This is a genomic window from Bacillus sp. 5mfcol3.1, from assembly GCF_900114335.1.
Lineage (GTDB): Bacteria > Bacillota > Bacilli > Bacillales > Bacillaceae_G > Bacillus_A > Bacillus_A thuringiensis_S.
Map to the genome: position 1 here is coordinate 1559127 of NZ_FOST01000001.1, position 18172 is coordinate 1577298.

An 18172-nucleotide genomic window follows, 5' to 3' on the forward strand; every position below is an offset into this window, starting at 1 on the left:
TAAATGAATATGTATTTAATATGAAATTTCATGTACTGTATTATTTTCGAAAATAATACAGTACATAGTATAAAAAGAATAACATAAGAAAAGAGTGTAAGATTTTATGAAAAAATGATGATTATAGTAGAAATAGTTGATTCTTACTTGTTTTGTATAAAGTTCGATTCAAATTACACTTCACATTTAAAATATTTAAATAATTCAAACGGAAAAGCTTGACCTTCACACTATGTAAAGGTTTACAGTAAGACAGAAAAGGAGGTTAAGAAATGAAAAAAATAACGAATTTGTGTATGAGTGCTATACTAACCACATCTATTTTCAGTGGTTATGCTCTAGGGAAAGGGATTGAGAAAGTTCAGGCGAAGGAAATTGAAAAAACGCAAAGAAAAGATATGAAGAAAGTAGAGGTACGAAAACAAGTAGGAAAGTATACAATGCCAGATGAAAAAAGCAAACATGAAGGAACATGGCTACAATGGCCTCATGAATTTACATATGGGCAAAAATATCAGCAAGAAGTAGAGCCAATTTGGATTCAAATGACAAATGCTTTAAGCAAAGGCGAAAAAGTTCATATTGTTGCATATGATCAAGAAGAAAAAGAAAGAATTACTGAGGTTTTAATAGATCACGGGGTAAATATGGGGAAAATTGATTTCTTTATCGCACCTACTGACGATGTATGGGCGAGAGATACTGGACCAATTTTTGTTTATGATAATGACAAAAATCTAAAGATATTAGACCCAGGATTTAACGGATGGGGAAAGAAAACACCATATAAGAAAGATGCTCGTCTTCGTGAGAATCTTAGTAAACAGTTAGGAATTGAAAGAATTGATTGGAATAAATTTGTTCTTGAAGGTGGCGCATTTGAATTAGATGGTAATGGAACTGCTTTACTAACTAGAAGTGCTGTAACGAATAAAAATAGAAATGCAAAATTGTCAGAAAAATATATTGAAAAATATATTAGTGACCTTGGGGTAACAAATTTTATTTGGTTAGATGGAGTACCTAACTTAGATATTACTGATTTTCATATTGATGGATTTGCAAAATTCCACGATAAATCTACTATTATAACATTAAACAAAAAAGATTTAGCTGAATGGGGAACGTCTGATAAAGATATTAACAAGTTGTTGCAGGCAAAAGATGCTGAGGGTAATAAGTACAAGTATGTATATCTGCCGCTAAGCAAGAATAATGTTACATTAGAAAACGGAAAGCAACTTGATTATAAAGGTTCATATATTAATTATTATATAGCGAATCAAGTTATCTTAGTACCTAACTATAATGACCCTAATGATAAAATAGCAAATGAGACGATTCAAAAACTTTATCCTGATCGTAAAGTGGTGGGGGTTGATGTAAGAGAGCTTTATAAAAATGGTGGTATGATCCATTGTATTACTCAACAACAACCAATTAATTTAAAATAATATATTTATAGTGTTTAGGGAAGTTTTCTATTTCTTATGAGAACCTGTTTATCTATAGGATAGGTAAAGATGCGATGGCATTTTTACCTATTTTATTTTATTTTATTTTTTATCCTGCATTAACGGGCAGCTCTAATGATTAAAGTTTCAGTTTATAAGTTAAGTATACCTTTCCTATAAACTGAAGAAACCCACCCTTTTTGAAAAAGCTTAATCAAAATGGATGGATTTTCTACATTAAAAGCTATACTTGCTGTTACGGAAGAAACATTGTCTAAAGGTATGTTTTTACCTTTTAAAAGTTCCTGGTACAATTAGTCTTACTAAAATATCTAAATACAATCTATATTTTTTCTTTTAGCAAGCCATACATGCCCATTACCTTCAGAATACAGAATTACCTTAAATAATAAAAGTTCAGCGACTTTTCTGTTTTTATTTGTAAATGAACCACATTATACTTGGTCAATTATTGTGCAACCTTTTCGAATAAATGATTTTCTTTATTTGAAAATAAGGGTGCATCTATAAAACCATAATGATAAACTAAAATACCTAATTCTACTCTAGAATTAATATGCCATTTTTCTTTAATATGATTAATTATCGTTGAAATTCTTCGAGGGGTAACATATATTTTTTTTGAAATTTCTACATCTGTAAATCCTTTTGCTACATAAATAGCCACTTCTAACTCTCTTTCGGTCAACATTCTTTTCATAAAATACGCTCCTTCGAAATGATTTATATAAAAATCAAAAGAAACTATTAAAAGAAATAAAGGTGGAAAATCATATTTAGTTCTTTTAATTTCGCTATTTGCGGACAGTAAGATACCCACCTCAAAATTTAGCTGTGGCAAAGAAGTCGGACTCTCTGTAAATGCCTGCCTGGAGTGGACTAATAATCAGTGGGCATGAATAAAACTCCCATTGATTATTAGTGAACCATATTTTAATAATTTCTCGTATTGTGATACAAGTTTGTAAAAGAAACTACAAATCCATATAATTAGTAATTGTAACTATATTAATTTTACATTACATTAAAAGTTGGAAAATATTCTTATACTCATAAAGTGTTACATTTGAGGGAGGAAAGATGGAATTCTACAATCTTGGTATTATTATTAAAGAACTTAGAAAGAAAAAAAACATGTCACAATCTGAATTATGCCATGGAATATGTTCACAAAGTCAAATTAGTAAGATAGAAAAAGGTATTATTTATCCATCTAGCATATTGTTGTATCAATTATCTGAAAGACTTGGTATTGATCCAAATTATATATTTGCACTAACCAAAAACAAAAAAATAAAATATATTGAAAATGTAAAATATGTAATGAGAGATTGTGTGAAACAAAAACAATATAATGAGCTTTACGAAATAGTGAAAAAAGAGAAAAACGAAAATAATTTCCAATCAAAAGAAGATAAACAATTTCTATTATGGCATGAAGCGATTGCTATATATTATGTAAATGGAGCAACAATTAATGCTTTTGACATTTTAAATAGAGCACTAAAACAAACCTTAAGTAGTAGTAACTTTTTATCAGAAAAAGAAATAAGCATAATGAATTCAATTGCTATAATACATGCAGAAAATAAAGAGTATGAGAAAAGTATAAATATATTAAAACAAAGTTTAATTAATTTTAATAAGATAGAATTTCCTAGAGAAAAAGAAATCAAATTAAGACTCATTCATACGTTAACAAAATGTTTACACCTTGCAAATCAATATGAAGAAGCAATAAAGTATAGTGAAATAGGCATAAAATTAGCCATAAATATGAATACTTTATACTTATTAGGTGAATTATTCTTTGAAAAAGGTGCAATTTTATTAAAAGTTCAGCACTCTAATGAAGTTGGTTTAACATACATAAAAAAGGCATTATTTATATTTGAATTAACAGAAAGAAAACAATATATACAAATGATCAAGGATAAATATATTAAAAATCAAGAATAAACAAGAAATAATTCTAACATAAGTTATTCCTAATTGGTATTTATTCCTAAAAAAAGTGCTGTAATACGAACTATTCCTAATTGTTGTTTATTGCTAAAATAAGTACCGTAATATTAGATAAAAATAAAGGGTGGCATTTTATGAAAACAAGAGGGATTACTCGTAAAGCAGATAGCATGGGGCGTATTGTTATTCCAATGGAAATAAGACGGAGTTTAGGAATTGTAGAAAAAGATTCTCTTGAAATGTTTATAGAAGAGGATCAGATTATTTTACGAAAATATCAATCTCCAAGAGCTTGTGCACTTACAGGGGATATTTCAGACAGCAATATTTCGTTAGCGAATGGGAAGATTATTGTAAGTCCAAACGGCATGGAACTGTTAATAAAGAAGTTACAGCAATATCTTTTAAAATAAAAGGTAAGTAAGAAATTTAAAATAGAATATACTTGGAAAAAGGTCCTCTATCACCATTTAGGGGACCTTTTTATTGTTATCAATAAAATTGAGAGGCCGTAGTTGGTTCAATGAAATACGAATTAACTCATAAATAGTCTGACTATTTTTTATAAAAAAACTATTTATTTACATTTTTTGGTTTCGTGTTATATTTTTAGTGTCAATATATTTATATTGAAAATTCTGATTTTAAACTCAGGAAAACTTTAGAAAATGAAATACTCTTACTTGAATTGAAAATCATATAAACATAGTTTGAAAGTAAAGTATGAAAATGAATCAGATTTTCAAATTAAATTTGCCAATTTAACGGAGATTCGTGGGGGAAATGTGACTAAGAAGAAATCTCTTATACTCCACGTTTTTTATCTGTAAATTGGTAGTTCTAATAGCTTTGAAGAAAAGCAAAGGAGCAAAAAAGAAGTAGGTAGTTCATTTAATAGAAGATATGGTGTGAAAAAATAAAACAACGGAGGTTTTATAATGAATAAAGGAACACTGCAGATTACAGAAATTGAAGAAATTAGCATTCCTAATGTATTGAAGGATAAAATCAAGAATCTAATAGACTATGAATTAAAAACTCATAATCCGTATACTTGTGATCAAGAAATAGCTGCAAGCTTTTCGAGAGAGTGGCTTAATTGTTTGATTGATTATTCAAAGAAAACTTCGAATTCAGACATAAAAAAACTACTACATATGATAAAAGTAGCGAATTGTGGTGGGAACGTACCACCTACTCTTATTAAAAATATTCCATGTGATCCTATGGAAACACTATTACCTGGGGAGAATCGCAAAGGTTTTAATTATGGTGAAGACGAAGACGATAGAATGAAAAAATATTTTTATGCAGAATGGGTCACATGGCTTTTTGCCACACTTTTTAATTATGATGCTTTAATTCACCCATCCGAACATGCAGGGAAAAATAGATTTCACCTCATTTCCCCTTTGAACAACGATGAAGTTTTGCGAAATGTCGGTGCAAGCACCGGTGGTGGGAATTTTTATCAACATAACGATGCCACAGTGTTTACAGATATGAAAGACCAATCAGATATTGAAGCAAGATTGAAAACATTCAATACAAATTTAGAAATTGTATCAAATAGACTTAATAAATCCGTGGAACGAATAGTGTCTGAAATTACTTGTGGAAAATTTACTAGAGTTGATGCTCTTTTATTAAAAGGAGTGTTAAATTTAAAAACTCAAACTCATATTGGAACGCCAAAATTACTTCAAAAGCATCTTGAAGAAAATCACTTCAGTAAAGATGATATATTGGCGATAAGTAAAATGCCTATTGCTCATATCGCAGGAATGGCGGATGGTGAAATATCTGGATTTGTAGGGGAAATAAACCAAATTATATTTTTGGATGATAATGGTGATATTATTGCAACTTGTTTGAATGGAGCAGAAAATAGATTGATTTATGTGGGAGAAAGTGAAGAAGAAAAATTGAAATTTGACATGTTTTTAGAACTCTTACGAACAACGCCTACTTATAAGGTTCCACTTACATCTGAAGATTTATTAATTATCCCAAATTCATACTATGGTAAACAAACAAATGTAACTCATGGTAGGGAAAGGTTATCTGAGGAAGAATATAAAATCCCGATTGGAGATAATAAGTACGGAAGAAGAATTGTTTGCAGGCAGTACGTTTCCAGCCGATTACGTGATCAGAAAGAAAGTTACTTTACAGATATCATTAACTAGTTTAAAGAGAGGAGGGGCGATGGGGAGGTTTGGGTTATAATAGCTCAAGCCTGCCCCTATTCTTTGTATGGATTTTACTATTGAATTACTCATACTACTATTTTTAGTAGCTGTATTAGCAGGATGGATAGATACAATTGCTGGGGGCGGCGGTATGATAACTATCCCGATAATGTTATTAGTAGGTATGTCTCCTTCTGTAGCGATAGCAACTAATAAACTACAAGGGAGTAGCGGAACCCTCATGGCAACAATGATTTTTATTAAGAAGAAAGAAATTAATCTCAAAGATATGCGTTTGTCCATCTTAATGACCTTTTTGGGATCCGTTTTCGGTGGATGGCTTGTTTTACAGATACGGGCAGAATATCTAATCATGATATTACCTTTTTTACTTATTATTATTGGTCTTTATTTTCTATTATCTCCAAATATAGCAAACGAAGATCGACCGAGAAAAATAAGTATGTTGTTGTTTGCGTTAACAGTGGCTCCATTCCTTGGATTTTATGATGGCTTCTTCGGCCCAGGAACAGGTAGTTTAATTGCTTTAGCATTCATTCTTTTATGTGGATATAGTGCTACAAGAGCAACTGCAAATGCTAAGATCTTGAATTTTACAAGTAATTTCGCCGCTTTGTTATATTTTATTATTTTTGGCCAAATCGATTGGACAATTGGGTTGATTATGATGCTTGGTCAAATTATAGGATCATATATTGGAGCGAAGATGGTGCTTACAAAAGGGACGTCATTAATACGACCAATAGTGGTTATTGTTTGCTTTGTCATGGCAATTAAAATTTTTTTACAAAATATGAACTAAATGTAATCAAAATATTATTTGGATCAAAGTTAGAGTGTTTTCATGTTCTTATTGCAGTATTACGCTGTTTAAGATGTGTTCAAAATTACACAATTTGACTAGTGTAATGTATTGCGTTATGCTTTTTTTAGTATAAAAGAAAGGCTTGAAGATAATGATTCGTCGTTTGAGAAAGCTAAAAAATGTAGCTGTCGTAGTAAGCTTCTAAGTAAATAGCAAAATATATAATACTTAGAAGCGAGGAATAAAGTTATGAAGTATCCATTATTTAATCATTGGTCAGAAACACAGTATATAAAAGATATAGTAACAAATCCACTCATTGAAGTGGGAGAGTACTCCTATTATTCAGGCTATTATAGTCATCAAAATTTTGAAGATGGCTGTGTAAGGTATTTGTGGGGGGATGCTAAGTCTCAAGCACTTTTCAATCCAATTGAACAGATGGGATGGCATCTTGATAAACTCATTATTGGGAATTATGTTTGCATTGCAAGTGGAGTAGTCATTTTAATGGGTGGTAACCATAATCATCACTCAGAATGGATTACAGTATATCCATTTGCTGAGCAAATTGAACAATCATATGAACCTAAGGGCGATACAGTCATAAAAAGTGATGCTTGGATTGGAATGAATGCTATAATAATGCCTGGCGTTACTATTGGTGAAGGGGCAATTGTTGCTGCGGGATCTGTCGTAAGTAAAGATGTTCCGCCGTATACAATAGTTGGTGGAAATCCTGTTAAGGAAATAAAGAAACGATTTACTGATACAGAAATAAATATGTTAATGGAAATGCGTTGGTTTGATTGGGATAGGAAATTGATTGAGAAGGCAATTCCGCTGTTATCTAGTCCATCCATCGAACCATTATTTGCTTTTTATAAAAATAAAGTGAAAAATAAATAAATCAGTTAGAAAAACTACATCCAGTATAGGGTGTAGTTTTTTTATTACAAAAAACTAATAGTTTAGACTAAAGAAAATTCATCTCTAATATAAGTCTAGCAAATAGCTGAATTGAATAATTAAAATCCTTGATAGCTAATAAAGCATTAACGGGCAGTAAGACCCCCACTGATTAAAGTTTCACTTTATTTTTTGTAAATATGGAACAAATGTAATATCTAGATTGTCTATTAATTGTAATCCTAAAAAATATGAAAGTGCGAATCATTTTGAAAAATATAAGGGGATTAAAAATAGGGATATGTGTGGGAATACAAAGTATCAGGGCATCTAAAAGTGTCGGGTGAGATGGTCTATATGAAAGCGATTCGAATGTCTTATATGTATATACAATTTGAGAACACTGTCTGTTTTTTTGAGATTATGTTAGAATAACGCTTTTTTGAGTACAAAGATATTGGAGGTAACAGAAGTGAAAGGTATGTTTTGCAAGAGATTTATTGCAATAGTAACAGTGCTTACACTATTTTTTAGCATGTTCGTTACATTTGGAAGAGCAGCAGCGGAAACAGTTTCTGCTATAGACGTTGAAGCGGGATCAGCAATTTTAATAGAAGCAAATTCCGGAAAAATTTTATATGAAAAAAATGTAGATGAATCATTGGCAATTGCTAGTATGACAAAAATGATGAGCGAATACTTAGTTCATGAAGCGGTGGATAAAGGAAAACTTAAATGGGATCAAAAAGTTAAAATCTCTGAATATGCACATAAGATTTCGCAAGATCGTTCATTATCAAACGTTCCATTAGAAAATGGTGGCTCTTATACGGTAAAAGAGTTATATGAGGCAATGGCAATTTACTCTGCAAATGGTGCAACAATTGCTTTAGTTGAACAGATTGCTGGTAAAGAAGTTAATTTTGTAAAAATGATGAACGATAAGTCGAAAGAGTTTGGAATGAAAGATTATAAATTTGTAAACTCTACAGGCTTAACAAATCAAGATTTAAAAGGATATCACCTAGAAGGGACAACTCTAGACGAGAAAAATAAAATGTCTGCAAGGGATTGTGCAATTTTAGCACAACGTCTTATTCAAGATTTCCCCCAAATATTAAATACAGCAAAAATTCCTAAAAAAACATTCCAAGAGGGTGGTAAATATCCAATTGATATGGCGAACTTTAACTGGATGTTAAAAGGTTTAATTAAGCAATATGAAGGTGTAGATGGTTTGAAAACAGGAACGACTCCAGAAGCGGGAGATTGTTTCACTGGTACAGTAGAAAGAAATGGTATGCGCCTAATTTCTGTAGTGATAAAAGCAAAATCTCATACGGCACGTTTTGATGAAACAAAGAAATTATACGATTATGGATTTGCGAATTTTGAAGTGAAGAATGTCTACGGAAAAGATTCAGTAATAAAAGGATATGAAACAGTTCGAGTGGCAAATGCAAAAGACAAAGATGTAGTAGTTCAAACGAAGCAAGCTGTTTCACTTCCAATGCCGAAGGGCAATAAAGACATTTATAAAAAAGAATTTAAAGTATTGAATAAAGAACAAGAAGCGCCTATTAAAAAAGGTGTAACAATTAGCAAAATGATTATCTCGCCTAAAGATAATACAGATCCTGGGTTCTTATCAGGTAAATCATTACAAATAGACCTTGTAACAAAATCTGATGTGGAACAAGCAAATTGGTTTACACGTTTTATACGTAAAACAGGATCTTTTTTTAGTGGTATGTGGGATAGTGCGATTGATATAGTAAAAAGCTAATTTTATAGGATACAACTAAATGTTTCACTTTATAAAAATTTAATAAAATCTTTTCTTTGTATTAAATATTTTGTTTTAAATTATGTATATAAAGAAATGGAGGTCAAATTAACTTTGTACTGCTTATATTAGGAATTTAAAGAAACAATATGTACAATTCTCCCACTACATTCTTATAGTGGCCTTTATGAACAGCAAAATTTACAATTTACAAGGAGAACATTTTATGAGTAACAGAATAAAAGAATTAGATTCCATACGAGGGTTAGCGGCACTTACTGTGGTATTTGGACATTTTTGTTTAATGCTACCATCGTTGCCTAATTCTATTAAATTTTCCCCGCTTAGGTTTTTATGGGCGGGTGGGGAAGCTGTTATCGTTTTTTATGTACTAAGTGGTTTTGTGTTATCTATGGCACTTTATCATTCAAAAACAAATTATTGGGGATATTTAATTAAGAGATTTGTAAGAATCTATATTCCTTATTATTTTTGGATAATCGTTACCTTTGTTTTATTTATTTTATTTTCGTCGTATGAAGTGGTAGGATTACGGGATTGGTTCTATGATAGGTGGCAAGGGTCTATAACAAAATTAGATATTCTAAACCACTTTGTGCTTCTTAATAACTTTTTTACGGAAAATTATAATCCAGTTATTTGGTCATTGGCTCAAGAAATGCGTATATCTATTGTGTTTCCTTTGTTATTCCTTCTTTTTTATAAACTGAATTGGAAGAAAACGATACTATTTGCTTTGAGCTTTTCATTAATTAGTGTTGTTCTTAATATGTTGCATATTGGGAAAGCTGAAGGGTTTTATAATGGTTATGCTGATACACTGCATTTTACATCTATGTTTATGGTTGGAATGTTACTTTTTAAGTATCAGGAAAAACTTATCTACTCATATAGGAATATGAAAAAAATTAAAAAAGGATTTCTTATTACATTAGGGGTTATTCTATATTTATATTCCATTTTAATTTATGGTTTTTCCCGTAATGATACAACTTTCTTAATAAAAGATTGGGGTGTCGTAATGGGGGTTAGTATATTTATTATAATGGCTATGAGTAACCTAAAAGTAAAAGCATTTTTAAATAAGAGTGTATTTGTATATTTAGGAGAAATTTCATACAGTATCTATTTATGTCATTTTCCAATCATGATGGTACTATTTAAACTTTTGTATACAAAGATACCTATCTTTTTCCTTCTTACTTTGTGCATTGCAATGACACTACTTTTTTCTATAGTTTCATATCATTTAATCGAAAAGAAATGTATCAACTGGGCAAAACAAAGAACAACAAATTTTTTGAAAAAAGTATAATTCCTAGATAGATTGTATTTCTTTAGTAAATATATGAATATGACCGATTCCTAAGTATACTTAGGAATCGGTCAATTTTAGATTCTAAATGTAAATATAGTAAAGTGGAATATAATTGAAATCGAAAACCACTTAGAAATAACAATTACGGTGTGAGCTATTGTATAGTATAGATATGGTTAATAATAAAGGGGGAATACATATGTGGAAGCGATTTGTAGCAATTGGCGATAGTTTTACAGAGGGGATAGGGGATGAAGTTGAGGGAATTGCATTAAAAAGCTGGGTAGATCATTTTGTTCAACTGTGTGAAAACGATGTAGAATATGCCAATTTTGCAAAGCGTGGGTTAGTAACTGAAGAAATTCGCTCGCAGCAATTGGAAAAGGCGCTAACTTTTAATCCAGATTTGGTTAGTCTCATTGCAGGGGCAAACGATGTTTTAAAAGGACGTTGGAATCATGATGCATATAAGAACGATATGGAATTTATGGTAGATACATTAAGTAAAGCAGGGGCTGATATTATTATAGCAAACCTTCCGGATTTTACAGTTAGGCTTCCTTTTGCTTTTGAAAAAAAACAAGTAATAAAAGAACAATTATTAGAGGCAAATGAAGTTATACGTTCATTGAGCAGAGAGTATAAGCTTCATCATGTTGATTTTTGGAATCATCATTTAGTTAATGACAATACGCTTTGGTCTAAGGATTTAATTCATCCAAACTCAAAAGGATATGTAAAAGTTGCTGAATTAATTTTTAGTAGTTTGCCTGTACAGAAGACAAAATAATAGTTTGCAATGTAACGAATATGGTATTAATTGTATTAAGCTATGTTTTTTAGTAAATGGAAAGAACTAAACATATAGCAAACAAAGCGTATCTACGATATATTTCTACAGTAGTGCATAAATGTAGAATCACAAAGAAAGATCACTTATGGAAATAGGTGATCTTTAAACGTTTTTATAACTAAATTAAAATATATACTGTATTACTAACAATTTCGTACTACATAAAAATTAAGTTCTCTTATAGAAAAACTGATTTTATATTATCTTAAAATATAATAACATATTCAAATCATATTTTGGGTATGTATCCTAATTGTGAATAATGTGTAATTTTTTTGAAGTATAAATATCCAATAAATAAAATAGGTAGTAGGTGCAGAAGTATTAATACTATATTATTCAATTCTGTTATGAGTACATTAGTAATTGGTAGTATTATATTTTTATTATCAATTTTAGTTATTGGAATTAATTTGCATAGAAAATATGTAGGATAAGAAAAGATAAATATACTTTATTGTATATTTATCTTTTTGTTTAGTAGGATTTATAGCCTCTTTAAACTATTATGTTAATAAAATTAAAAAACTTAATTTTTGATATCCTTATGGCTAAAGCCATCTATAAAATGGCAATATAACTAAATAATTGTTTGGTATGATTTTTGGATTTGGTTTTTTTATCCGAATTTTCTGATTCAAATATTTCAACTTTATGAATATAGTAGGTGAAATATTTGTGTGATAGTATTTGAGATAGAAAAAAGCCAACTTTAAAAAGGATGTGAATTGAATGTGCAAACGACTGTAAAGGGTTATATTAAGGCAACGTTTAGCTGTTATTAGTGTAAGGGAAAGATATATTTTGTAACAGTTGATATAAAAATGAAGAAATGGGTACGCTTTATTTTATCTGACTATTTTAAAGATATAAAAAATAATAGTTTAAGTTTTGACGAAGTTAAATTTTAGGTGAGATGTCAATAATGATTAATTTGGTTTAATAAAGAGGTACCTTATACGCAAAAGCGTTTATATTAGTAACCTAAGGAGCTTGCTTTTATGAAAACTACCGATTCAAAAGGCCTATTAGGAAATAGGGTATATTTACAAGTTTTCTCTGCCTATTCATTGCTTATGCTTGGTGTTTTTATTGATATGTTAGCGATTATGACTATAGTTGGGTTTGAATGGGAAGTAGATCCTACTATGATTGGATTGATTCCTGTTGCATATGCACTTCCAGGAATTATTTTTGGCTCATGGGCAGGTGTTATTGCAGATCGTTTTAGAAAAATTCCAATTATGATGTTCTGTAATCTAATGGTTGGTCTAATAACGATTGCTCTTTTATTTGTACAAGATATCCACTGGCTCTTAGTGGCATTAATGATTCGTTCCATTTTTATTGTTTTCTATTATCCTGCACAGCAAACACTAACAAGACAGATTGTATCCCCGGATTTGCTTACTAAAGCAGTAAGTATCAACGGAATAGTAGAGCAGGGTACCAAAATAGTAGGCCCACTTATAGGGGGTATGTTGCTGAGCTGGTTTCAACCAGAGTTCTGCCTCATTATAAGAGCTATAAGTTGTTTATTAGCTACCTTAGTTCTCATACCCACAATAAAATTTAAAGAAACTATATCGAAAGAATTTGTTGAAAAGCAAAAACAAAGTACTTGGACCGCTTGGGTACAAGGGTGGGGTTATGTGTTATCTAATCGGATAATATTATCAACCATGATTTTCGTTACAATAGCCATGGCAGTATTACAATTAGTAGACTCACAATTCCCAACTTTATTTAAGAGCCTATTCCCACATGATAAAAGTAAAATGGGATATATCATTTCTATTATTGGTCTTGGCGGGATACTTGGTGCATTACTAACTCAGAAATTAAAACAATTTCAATATGGCTGGGTAGTATGTGGAGGTATGGTTTTAATGGGAATTGGTTTTGGGGGGATTGGTTTGATAACGCCCGGTACGGTCTTCGTTTTAGCCTATTTAATTAGTTTTATCGCTGGTATCGGAAGTGGGCTGATGCTTGTATCTAATCAAGTCATATTACAAATAGAATCCGATCAAGATCAAGTAGGAAGAGTATTTGGTATTCAAAGTAGTTTAACAAACGCAGTTTTAATTATTTCTCCTGCTATGAGTGGCCCATTAGTGCATTTGTTTGGAGTAACTCAACTCTATGTTTATGGAGGGATTGGGCTTGTTATTATTGGAGTAATTGGAGTTTCAATGCAGAAATATTTATGGGGTAAACATAAACACGAACCTATAAGAGCAAATAATTTTTGAAGGGAAGATTTTTATGACCAATGAGGAATGTTATCCATTAAGCCATCCGCAGCGAAGAATATGGTATACAGAAGTTATTCATTCTGATAAAGGAATATGTAATTTAAGATTTTTATTTAAACTTCATCGAAAAATGAATTATTCAAAATTAAACCAAGTTGTGAATCGCGTTATCAGTGAAAATGACGGTCTGTGCATTAGGTTAAAAGAAAATGGGCATCAGGAACCGAAACAATATTTTATTAAACATGAAGAACAAGAATTTGAGTTTTTTGATTTCAGTAATGTGGAGAATACAAATTTACTTGAGGAATGGATTGAGCAGAAAACAAAAGAAACGTTTACATTATTTAATTCGAATTTATACTATTTCGCTTTAATAAAATTAAACGATAATGAATGTGCAGTCTTTGGAAATGTTCATCATATTATTATGGATGGTTTATCAATTCAAATATTTACTGAGCAGATTGCAAAATATTATTATGACATGCATAACGAGAATGAAGAAGGAGAAATTAAAAATTCATATGTTCAATTTCTGACCAATGAACAAACATACTTGAATAGTAGTCGCTTTCAAAAAGATCAAAAATTCTGGTTAGAGGAATTTAAAACACTGCCATCTGCGACTGGATTGAAGCCTTATAATACGTACCAAGTTAGTACCAAAGCATCACGTGAGACGTTTATATTAACGGAGCATTTGAAGAGAAAGATAGAAAAATTTTCTGAAGATTCCAAATTTAGTTTATACACCCTTTTTGTTGCTGCTTTCTCGTTGTCCATGTATCGGTGGACCTCATCGCTTAATATTGGTTTAGGAATGGCTTACGGCAACCGTATGACTAAAATGGAACGAAAATTGATTGGAATGATGGTGAGTACAGTTCCTTTAAGAATGGATATTGATCCAGAAGAAGAAGTACTTTCATTTATTAGTAGAGTGTCCAGAAAACAAAGTAAATCATTAAGACACCAGAAATATCCATTTGATTTGTTATTAAAGCGGATTAATAAAGAGAATAACAGTAATGTGAGACTTTTCGGAACTACGATTGATTATAGGGATCGTGATGAAAGTGGTGACTCACTATGGATTCCAAACCGTGAAGAAGTACAAGATTTTGCAGTGCATATTGAAAATCTAATTGATATAGACTCTTTACATGTACATATTGATTATCGTGAGGAGCTATTTTCTAAGGAAGAGATAAAACAGTTTTTTAACGTGATGTTAGCGATAATGGAAAACACTTTTGAAAACCCAAAGCAGAAGGTGGCTGAAATAGAAATCATTTCTGAGGAAGATAAAAGAAAAAGTTTAGTTGAGTTCAACAATCCTAAACTGGATGTCCCGCCTCAAGTAACTATTCATGAAATGTTCGAACGGCAAGCGATGATTTATCCAAATGCTATTGCAGTTACGTATGAAAAAGAAAAAATTACTTATAAGGAGCTTAATGAACGTGCAAACCAGTTAGCTCATTATCTGCAGAAAAAAGGAGTAGGACCTGATACTTTAGTTGGACTGTGCGTTGAACGTTCCCACGAGATGATTGTAGGTATTTTAGGGATTTTGAAGGCTGGTGGGGCTTATGTCCCACTTGATCCAACATATCCAGAGCAACGACTTCAATATATTTTAGAAGATGCTAGCATTCAGTTATTCGTAACGCAAGAAAGTTTAAAAGAATTGAACTGGTTACCAGAAAATGTTGAGTCGATTTGCCTGGATCGTGATCAAGATGAGATTGGGAAAGAAAGTAAGACTTTGCCGGTTTCTAGTGTCGGTCCCCAAAATCTGGCATATGTAATCTATACTTCGGGATCAACGGGAAATCCAAAGGGCGTTATGATAGAGCATCACAATGTCATTCGGTTATTTAAATCGACGGATTGTTGGTATCAGTTTAATGAAAAAGATACTTGGACGCTTTTTCATTCGTATGCATTTGATTTCTCAGTATGGGAAATTTGGGGAGCATTATTATATGGTGGAAAATTAGTTGTTGTTCCGTACTGGATTAGTCGATCACCTAAGGATTTTTATCAATTATTGGTGGAGGAAGAAGTCACAGTTCTAAATCAGACACCTTCCGCATTTCGACAATTAATACGAGTGTGTGAACAAGAAGATAAGAATAAAAATTTGCAGCTGCGTTATGTCATATTTGGCGGAGAAGCGTTAGAACCTACTAGCTTGTTACCGTGGTTTCAAAGGTATGGGGAGAAAAACCCACAGTTAATTAATATGTATGGAATTACAGAAACTACAGTTCATGTTACATATTATCCAATTACTCTAGATGATGTGCAGCATGCTTCAAGAAGTAATATTGGAAAGCGGATTCCCGATTTAGAAGTGTATATACTAGACGCTTATCAACAACCTGTTCCTATAGGTGTCGATGGTGAACTTTATATTGGCGGGGCAGGGCTTGCACGTGGGTATTTAAATAGACCTGAATTAACAGCAGAGCGTTTTATATCTCATCCATTTAGTAGTGATCTGAAAGCAAGATTATACCGGACAGGAGACTTAGCGAGGTATTTGCCAGATGGGAATCTAGATTATCGTGGAAGAATTGATCATCAGGTTAAAATACGTGGTTTCCGAATTGAGATTGGGGAAATTGAGTCTACTTTACATACATATGCATATGTAAAAGAGGCAGTTGTAATTGTAAGAGAAGATCAGCCGGGCGATAAAAGATTAATAGCATATGTTGTAGGAGATGGAAATGTAGATGCGTGGAGAGAGTATCTTAAAGCGAAACTACCAAGTTATATGGTTCCTTCGGGATTTGTGGCGATGGAAGCTATTCCACTTACAGCTAACGGTAAAGTTGATCGTGAGGCCTTACCTATGCCAGAGGAAAAGCAGATTAATAGTGAATGTGTTGGCCCTCGGAATAGTAACGAACAGATACTGACTACCATTTGGAAGCGAGTATTAGGTGTTAAAAAGGTGGGAATCTATGATAATTTCTTTGAAATTGGTGGCGACTCGATTCTCAGTATTCAAATCATATCTCAAGCAAGTCAAGTGGGGTTAAAACTTACTCCAAAGCAAATGTTTGAATGCCCAACTATCGCTGAGCTGGCACAAGTGGCTATAGAAACGCAGGGAGTACAAGTGGAGCAGGGAATTGTGATAGGTGATGTGCCTCTTACTCCAATTCAGTGCTGGTTCTTCGAGCAAGAACATCCACATACAGAGCATTGGAATCAATCAATGCTTTTAAGAGTAAAAGAAAGATTGAATGTGAAATTACTAGAGGGAGCGATATTAAATTTACTGAAACATCATGATGCTTTACGTTTCCGGTACGAACAGTTACCAAACGGAACGTGGAGGCAGAGAAATGAAGGGACTGATGAGCTGTCAGTACTCCATGTTGTAAAACGTAATCAAGTTAATGAAAAAGAGTGGAATAAAATAATACAAGAAGAGATGAACATTAATCAAGCTAGTTTCAATTTAGTTAATGGTCCGTTAATGAGAGTAGTGTACTTTGAAGATAACTTGACTAGAAATGATCGAATATTCTGGGTGATTCATCATTTAGTAGTAGATGGAGTGTCATGGAGGATTCTATTGGAAGATTTACAGGTGGTATATAACCAGATGAAACAAGGTCAAGAAGTTCGCTTACCTGCGAAAAGTACATCTTTTAAAGAGTGGTCTGAACGACTCCAGACATACAGTGATTCGGGTATTTCAAAAGAAGTACAAAATTATTGGAATGAACAAGTAGAAAAAGAAACGATGAAAATTCCAATGGACTATCCAATACAAGAAACAACAGAAGAATCGATTGATCAAGTGACGAGGACTTTAGGAATAGAAGAAACACAAACATTGTTACACGAAGTTCTAGTCACTCATAAGACAAGGATTGATGAGGTACTATTAACGGCATTAGGACAAGCTATCGTCGATTGTACAAATCAGCAAACCGTTTCTATTCATCTAGAAGGACACGGAAGAGAAGAGATGATTGAAGGTATTGATTCATCAAGGACAGTGGGCTGGTTCACGAGTATTTATCCCGTTCATCTCAATTTTCAAGGAACTCAGACACCTATTGAAGGGTTAAAGGCTGTCAAAGAACAATTACGTCGAATTCCAAATCGCGGAGTTGACTATGGTATTTTACGTTACTTGAATAAAGGATTACTTCCGTTTTATCAGCAAAAGCCTTCAATAAGCTTTAACTATTTGGGCCAATTTGATCAGGTGTTTTCAAGGGACTCTTTGTTTATGCAAGAGACAGGATTTACATTTTTAGATCATGCTCCAGATTCCAAACCGTCTCATCTAATTGATGTTATCGGAATGGTGAAAGATGAAAAGTTACATTTTATTTGGATGTATAGTAGGGAACAGTTTTCTAAATTAAAAATTCAAGTGATAGCAGATGGTATGTTAAGGCATCTCCGTCAACTTATAAATAAACCAACAACAGAGTCTGCTTTTACGGTATCAGATTTTGCTGATGCAGAGGATCTTACGGAAGAAAGCTTAAGCAAAGTATTACTTAAATTAACAAAAAAGAGGGTGTAAAA

At 32.0% G+C, this 18172-nt stretch carries 12 protein-coding genes; 11 read left to right on the forward strand and 1 reads right to left on the reverse strand.

Going from position 1 to position 18172, the window contains the following annotated elements; translation table 11 throughout:
• Positions 1-272 precede the first annotated feature (272 nt).
• Positions 273-1454 carry an agmatine deiminase family protein gene (locus tag BM089_RS08155; RefSeq protein WP_061661054.1) on the forward strand — a complete coding sequence of 394 codons (1182 nt, stop codon included), beginning with the start codon at positions 273-275 and terminating at the stop codon, positions 1452-1454.
• A 469-nt stretch (positions 1455-1923) separates the two neighbouring features.
• On the opposite strand, the gene BM089_RS08160 is transcribed toward BM089_RS08155, so the two are convergent.
• Positions 1924-2175, reverse strand: coding sequence for a response regulator transcription factor (locus BM089_RS08160; RefSeq protein ID WP_000827555.1), 252 nt, complete (start codon positions 2173-2175; stop codon positions 1924-1926).
• Positions 2176-2555: 380 nt separating this feature from the next.
• Between BM089_RS08160 and BM089_RS08165 the strand changes: the two genes are divergently transcribed.
• The 10 genes from BM089_RS08165 (at position 2556) to BM089_RS08210 (ending at position 18170) form a co-directional block, all read left to right on the forward strand.
• Entirely contained in the window at positions 2556-3434 is an 879-nt protein-coding gene (locus BM089_RS08165) for a helix-turn-helix domain-containing protein (RefSeq protein WP_090976593.1), read from the forward strand.
• Between the two features lie 140 nt (positions 3435-3574).
• On the forward strand, positions 3575-3853 hold the full coding sequence (locus BM089_RS08170) for an AbrB/MazE/SpoVT family DNA-binding domain-containing protein (RefSeq protein ID WP_016512834.1): 279 nt from the start codon (positions 3575-3577) through the stop codon (positions 3851-3853).
• Between the two features lie 525 nt (positions 3854-4378).
• Positions 4379-5629 carry a hypothetical protein gene (locus BM089_RS08175; protein WP_090976595.1) on the forward strand — a complete coding sequence of 417 codons (1251 nt, stop codon included), beginning with the start codon at positions 4379-4381 and terminating at the stop codon, positions 5627-5629.
• A 67-nt stretch (positions 5630-5696) separates the two neighbouring features.
• Positions 5697-6455 carry a TSUP family transporter gene (locus BM089_RS08180; RefSeq protein ID WP_000347984.1) on the forward strand — a complete coding sequence of 253 codons (759 nt, stop codon included), beginning with the start codon at positions 5697-5699 and terminating at the stop codon, positions 6453-6455.
• A gap of 252 nt (positions 6456-6707) precedes the next feature.
• Positions 6708-7367 carry a CatB-related O-acetyltransferase gene (locus BM089_RS08185; RefSeq protein WP_090976597.1) on the forward strand — a complete coding sequence of 220 codons (660 nt, stop codon included), beginning with the start codon at positions 6708-6710 and terminating at the stop codon, positions 7365-7367.
• A 472-nt stretch (positions 7368-7839) separates the two neighbouring features.
• On the forward strand, positions 7840-9153 hold the full coding sequence (locus BM089_RS08190; RefSeq protein WP_000677652.1) for a D-alanyl-D-alanine carboxypeptidase family protein: 1314 nt from the start codon (positions 7840-7842) through the stop codon (positions 9151-9153).
• A gap of 187 nt (positions 9154-9340) precedes the next feature.
• Positions 9341-10489, forward strand: a complete 1149-nt coding sequence (locus tag BM089_RS08195) for an acyltransferase family protein (protein WP_090976599.1) — start codon at positions 9341-9343, stop codon at positions 10487-10489.
• 202 nt (positions 10490-10691) lie between these two features.
• Positions 10692-11282 carry an SGNH/GDSL hydrolase family protein gene (locus BM089_RS08200; protein ID WP_139213231.1) on the forward strand — a complete coding sequence of 197 codons (591 nt, stop codon included), beginning with the start codon at positions 10692-10694 and terminating at the stop codon, positions 11280-11282.
• 1064 nt (positions 11283-12346) lie between these two features.
• Positions 12347-13600, forward strand: a complete 1254-nt coding sequence (locus BM089_RS08205; protein WP_000858616.1) for an MFS transporter — start codon at positions 12347-12349, stop codon at positions 13598-13600.
• Between the two features lie 13 nt (positions 13601-13613).
• Positions 13614-18170, forward strand: coding sequence for a non-ribosomal peptide synthetase (locus BM089_RS08210; protein WP_090976606.1), 4557 nt, complete (start codon positions 13614-13616; stop codon positions 18168-18170).
• Positions 18171-18172 lie beyond the last annotated feature (2 nt).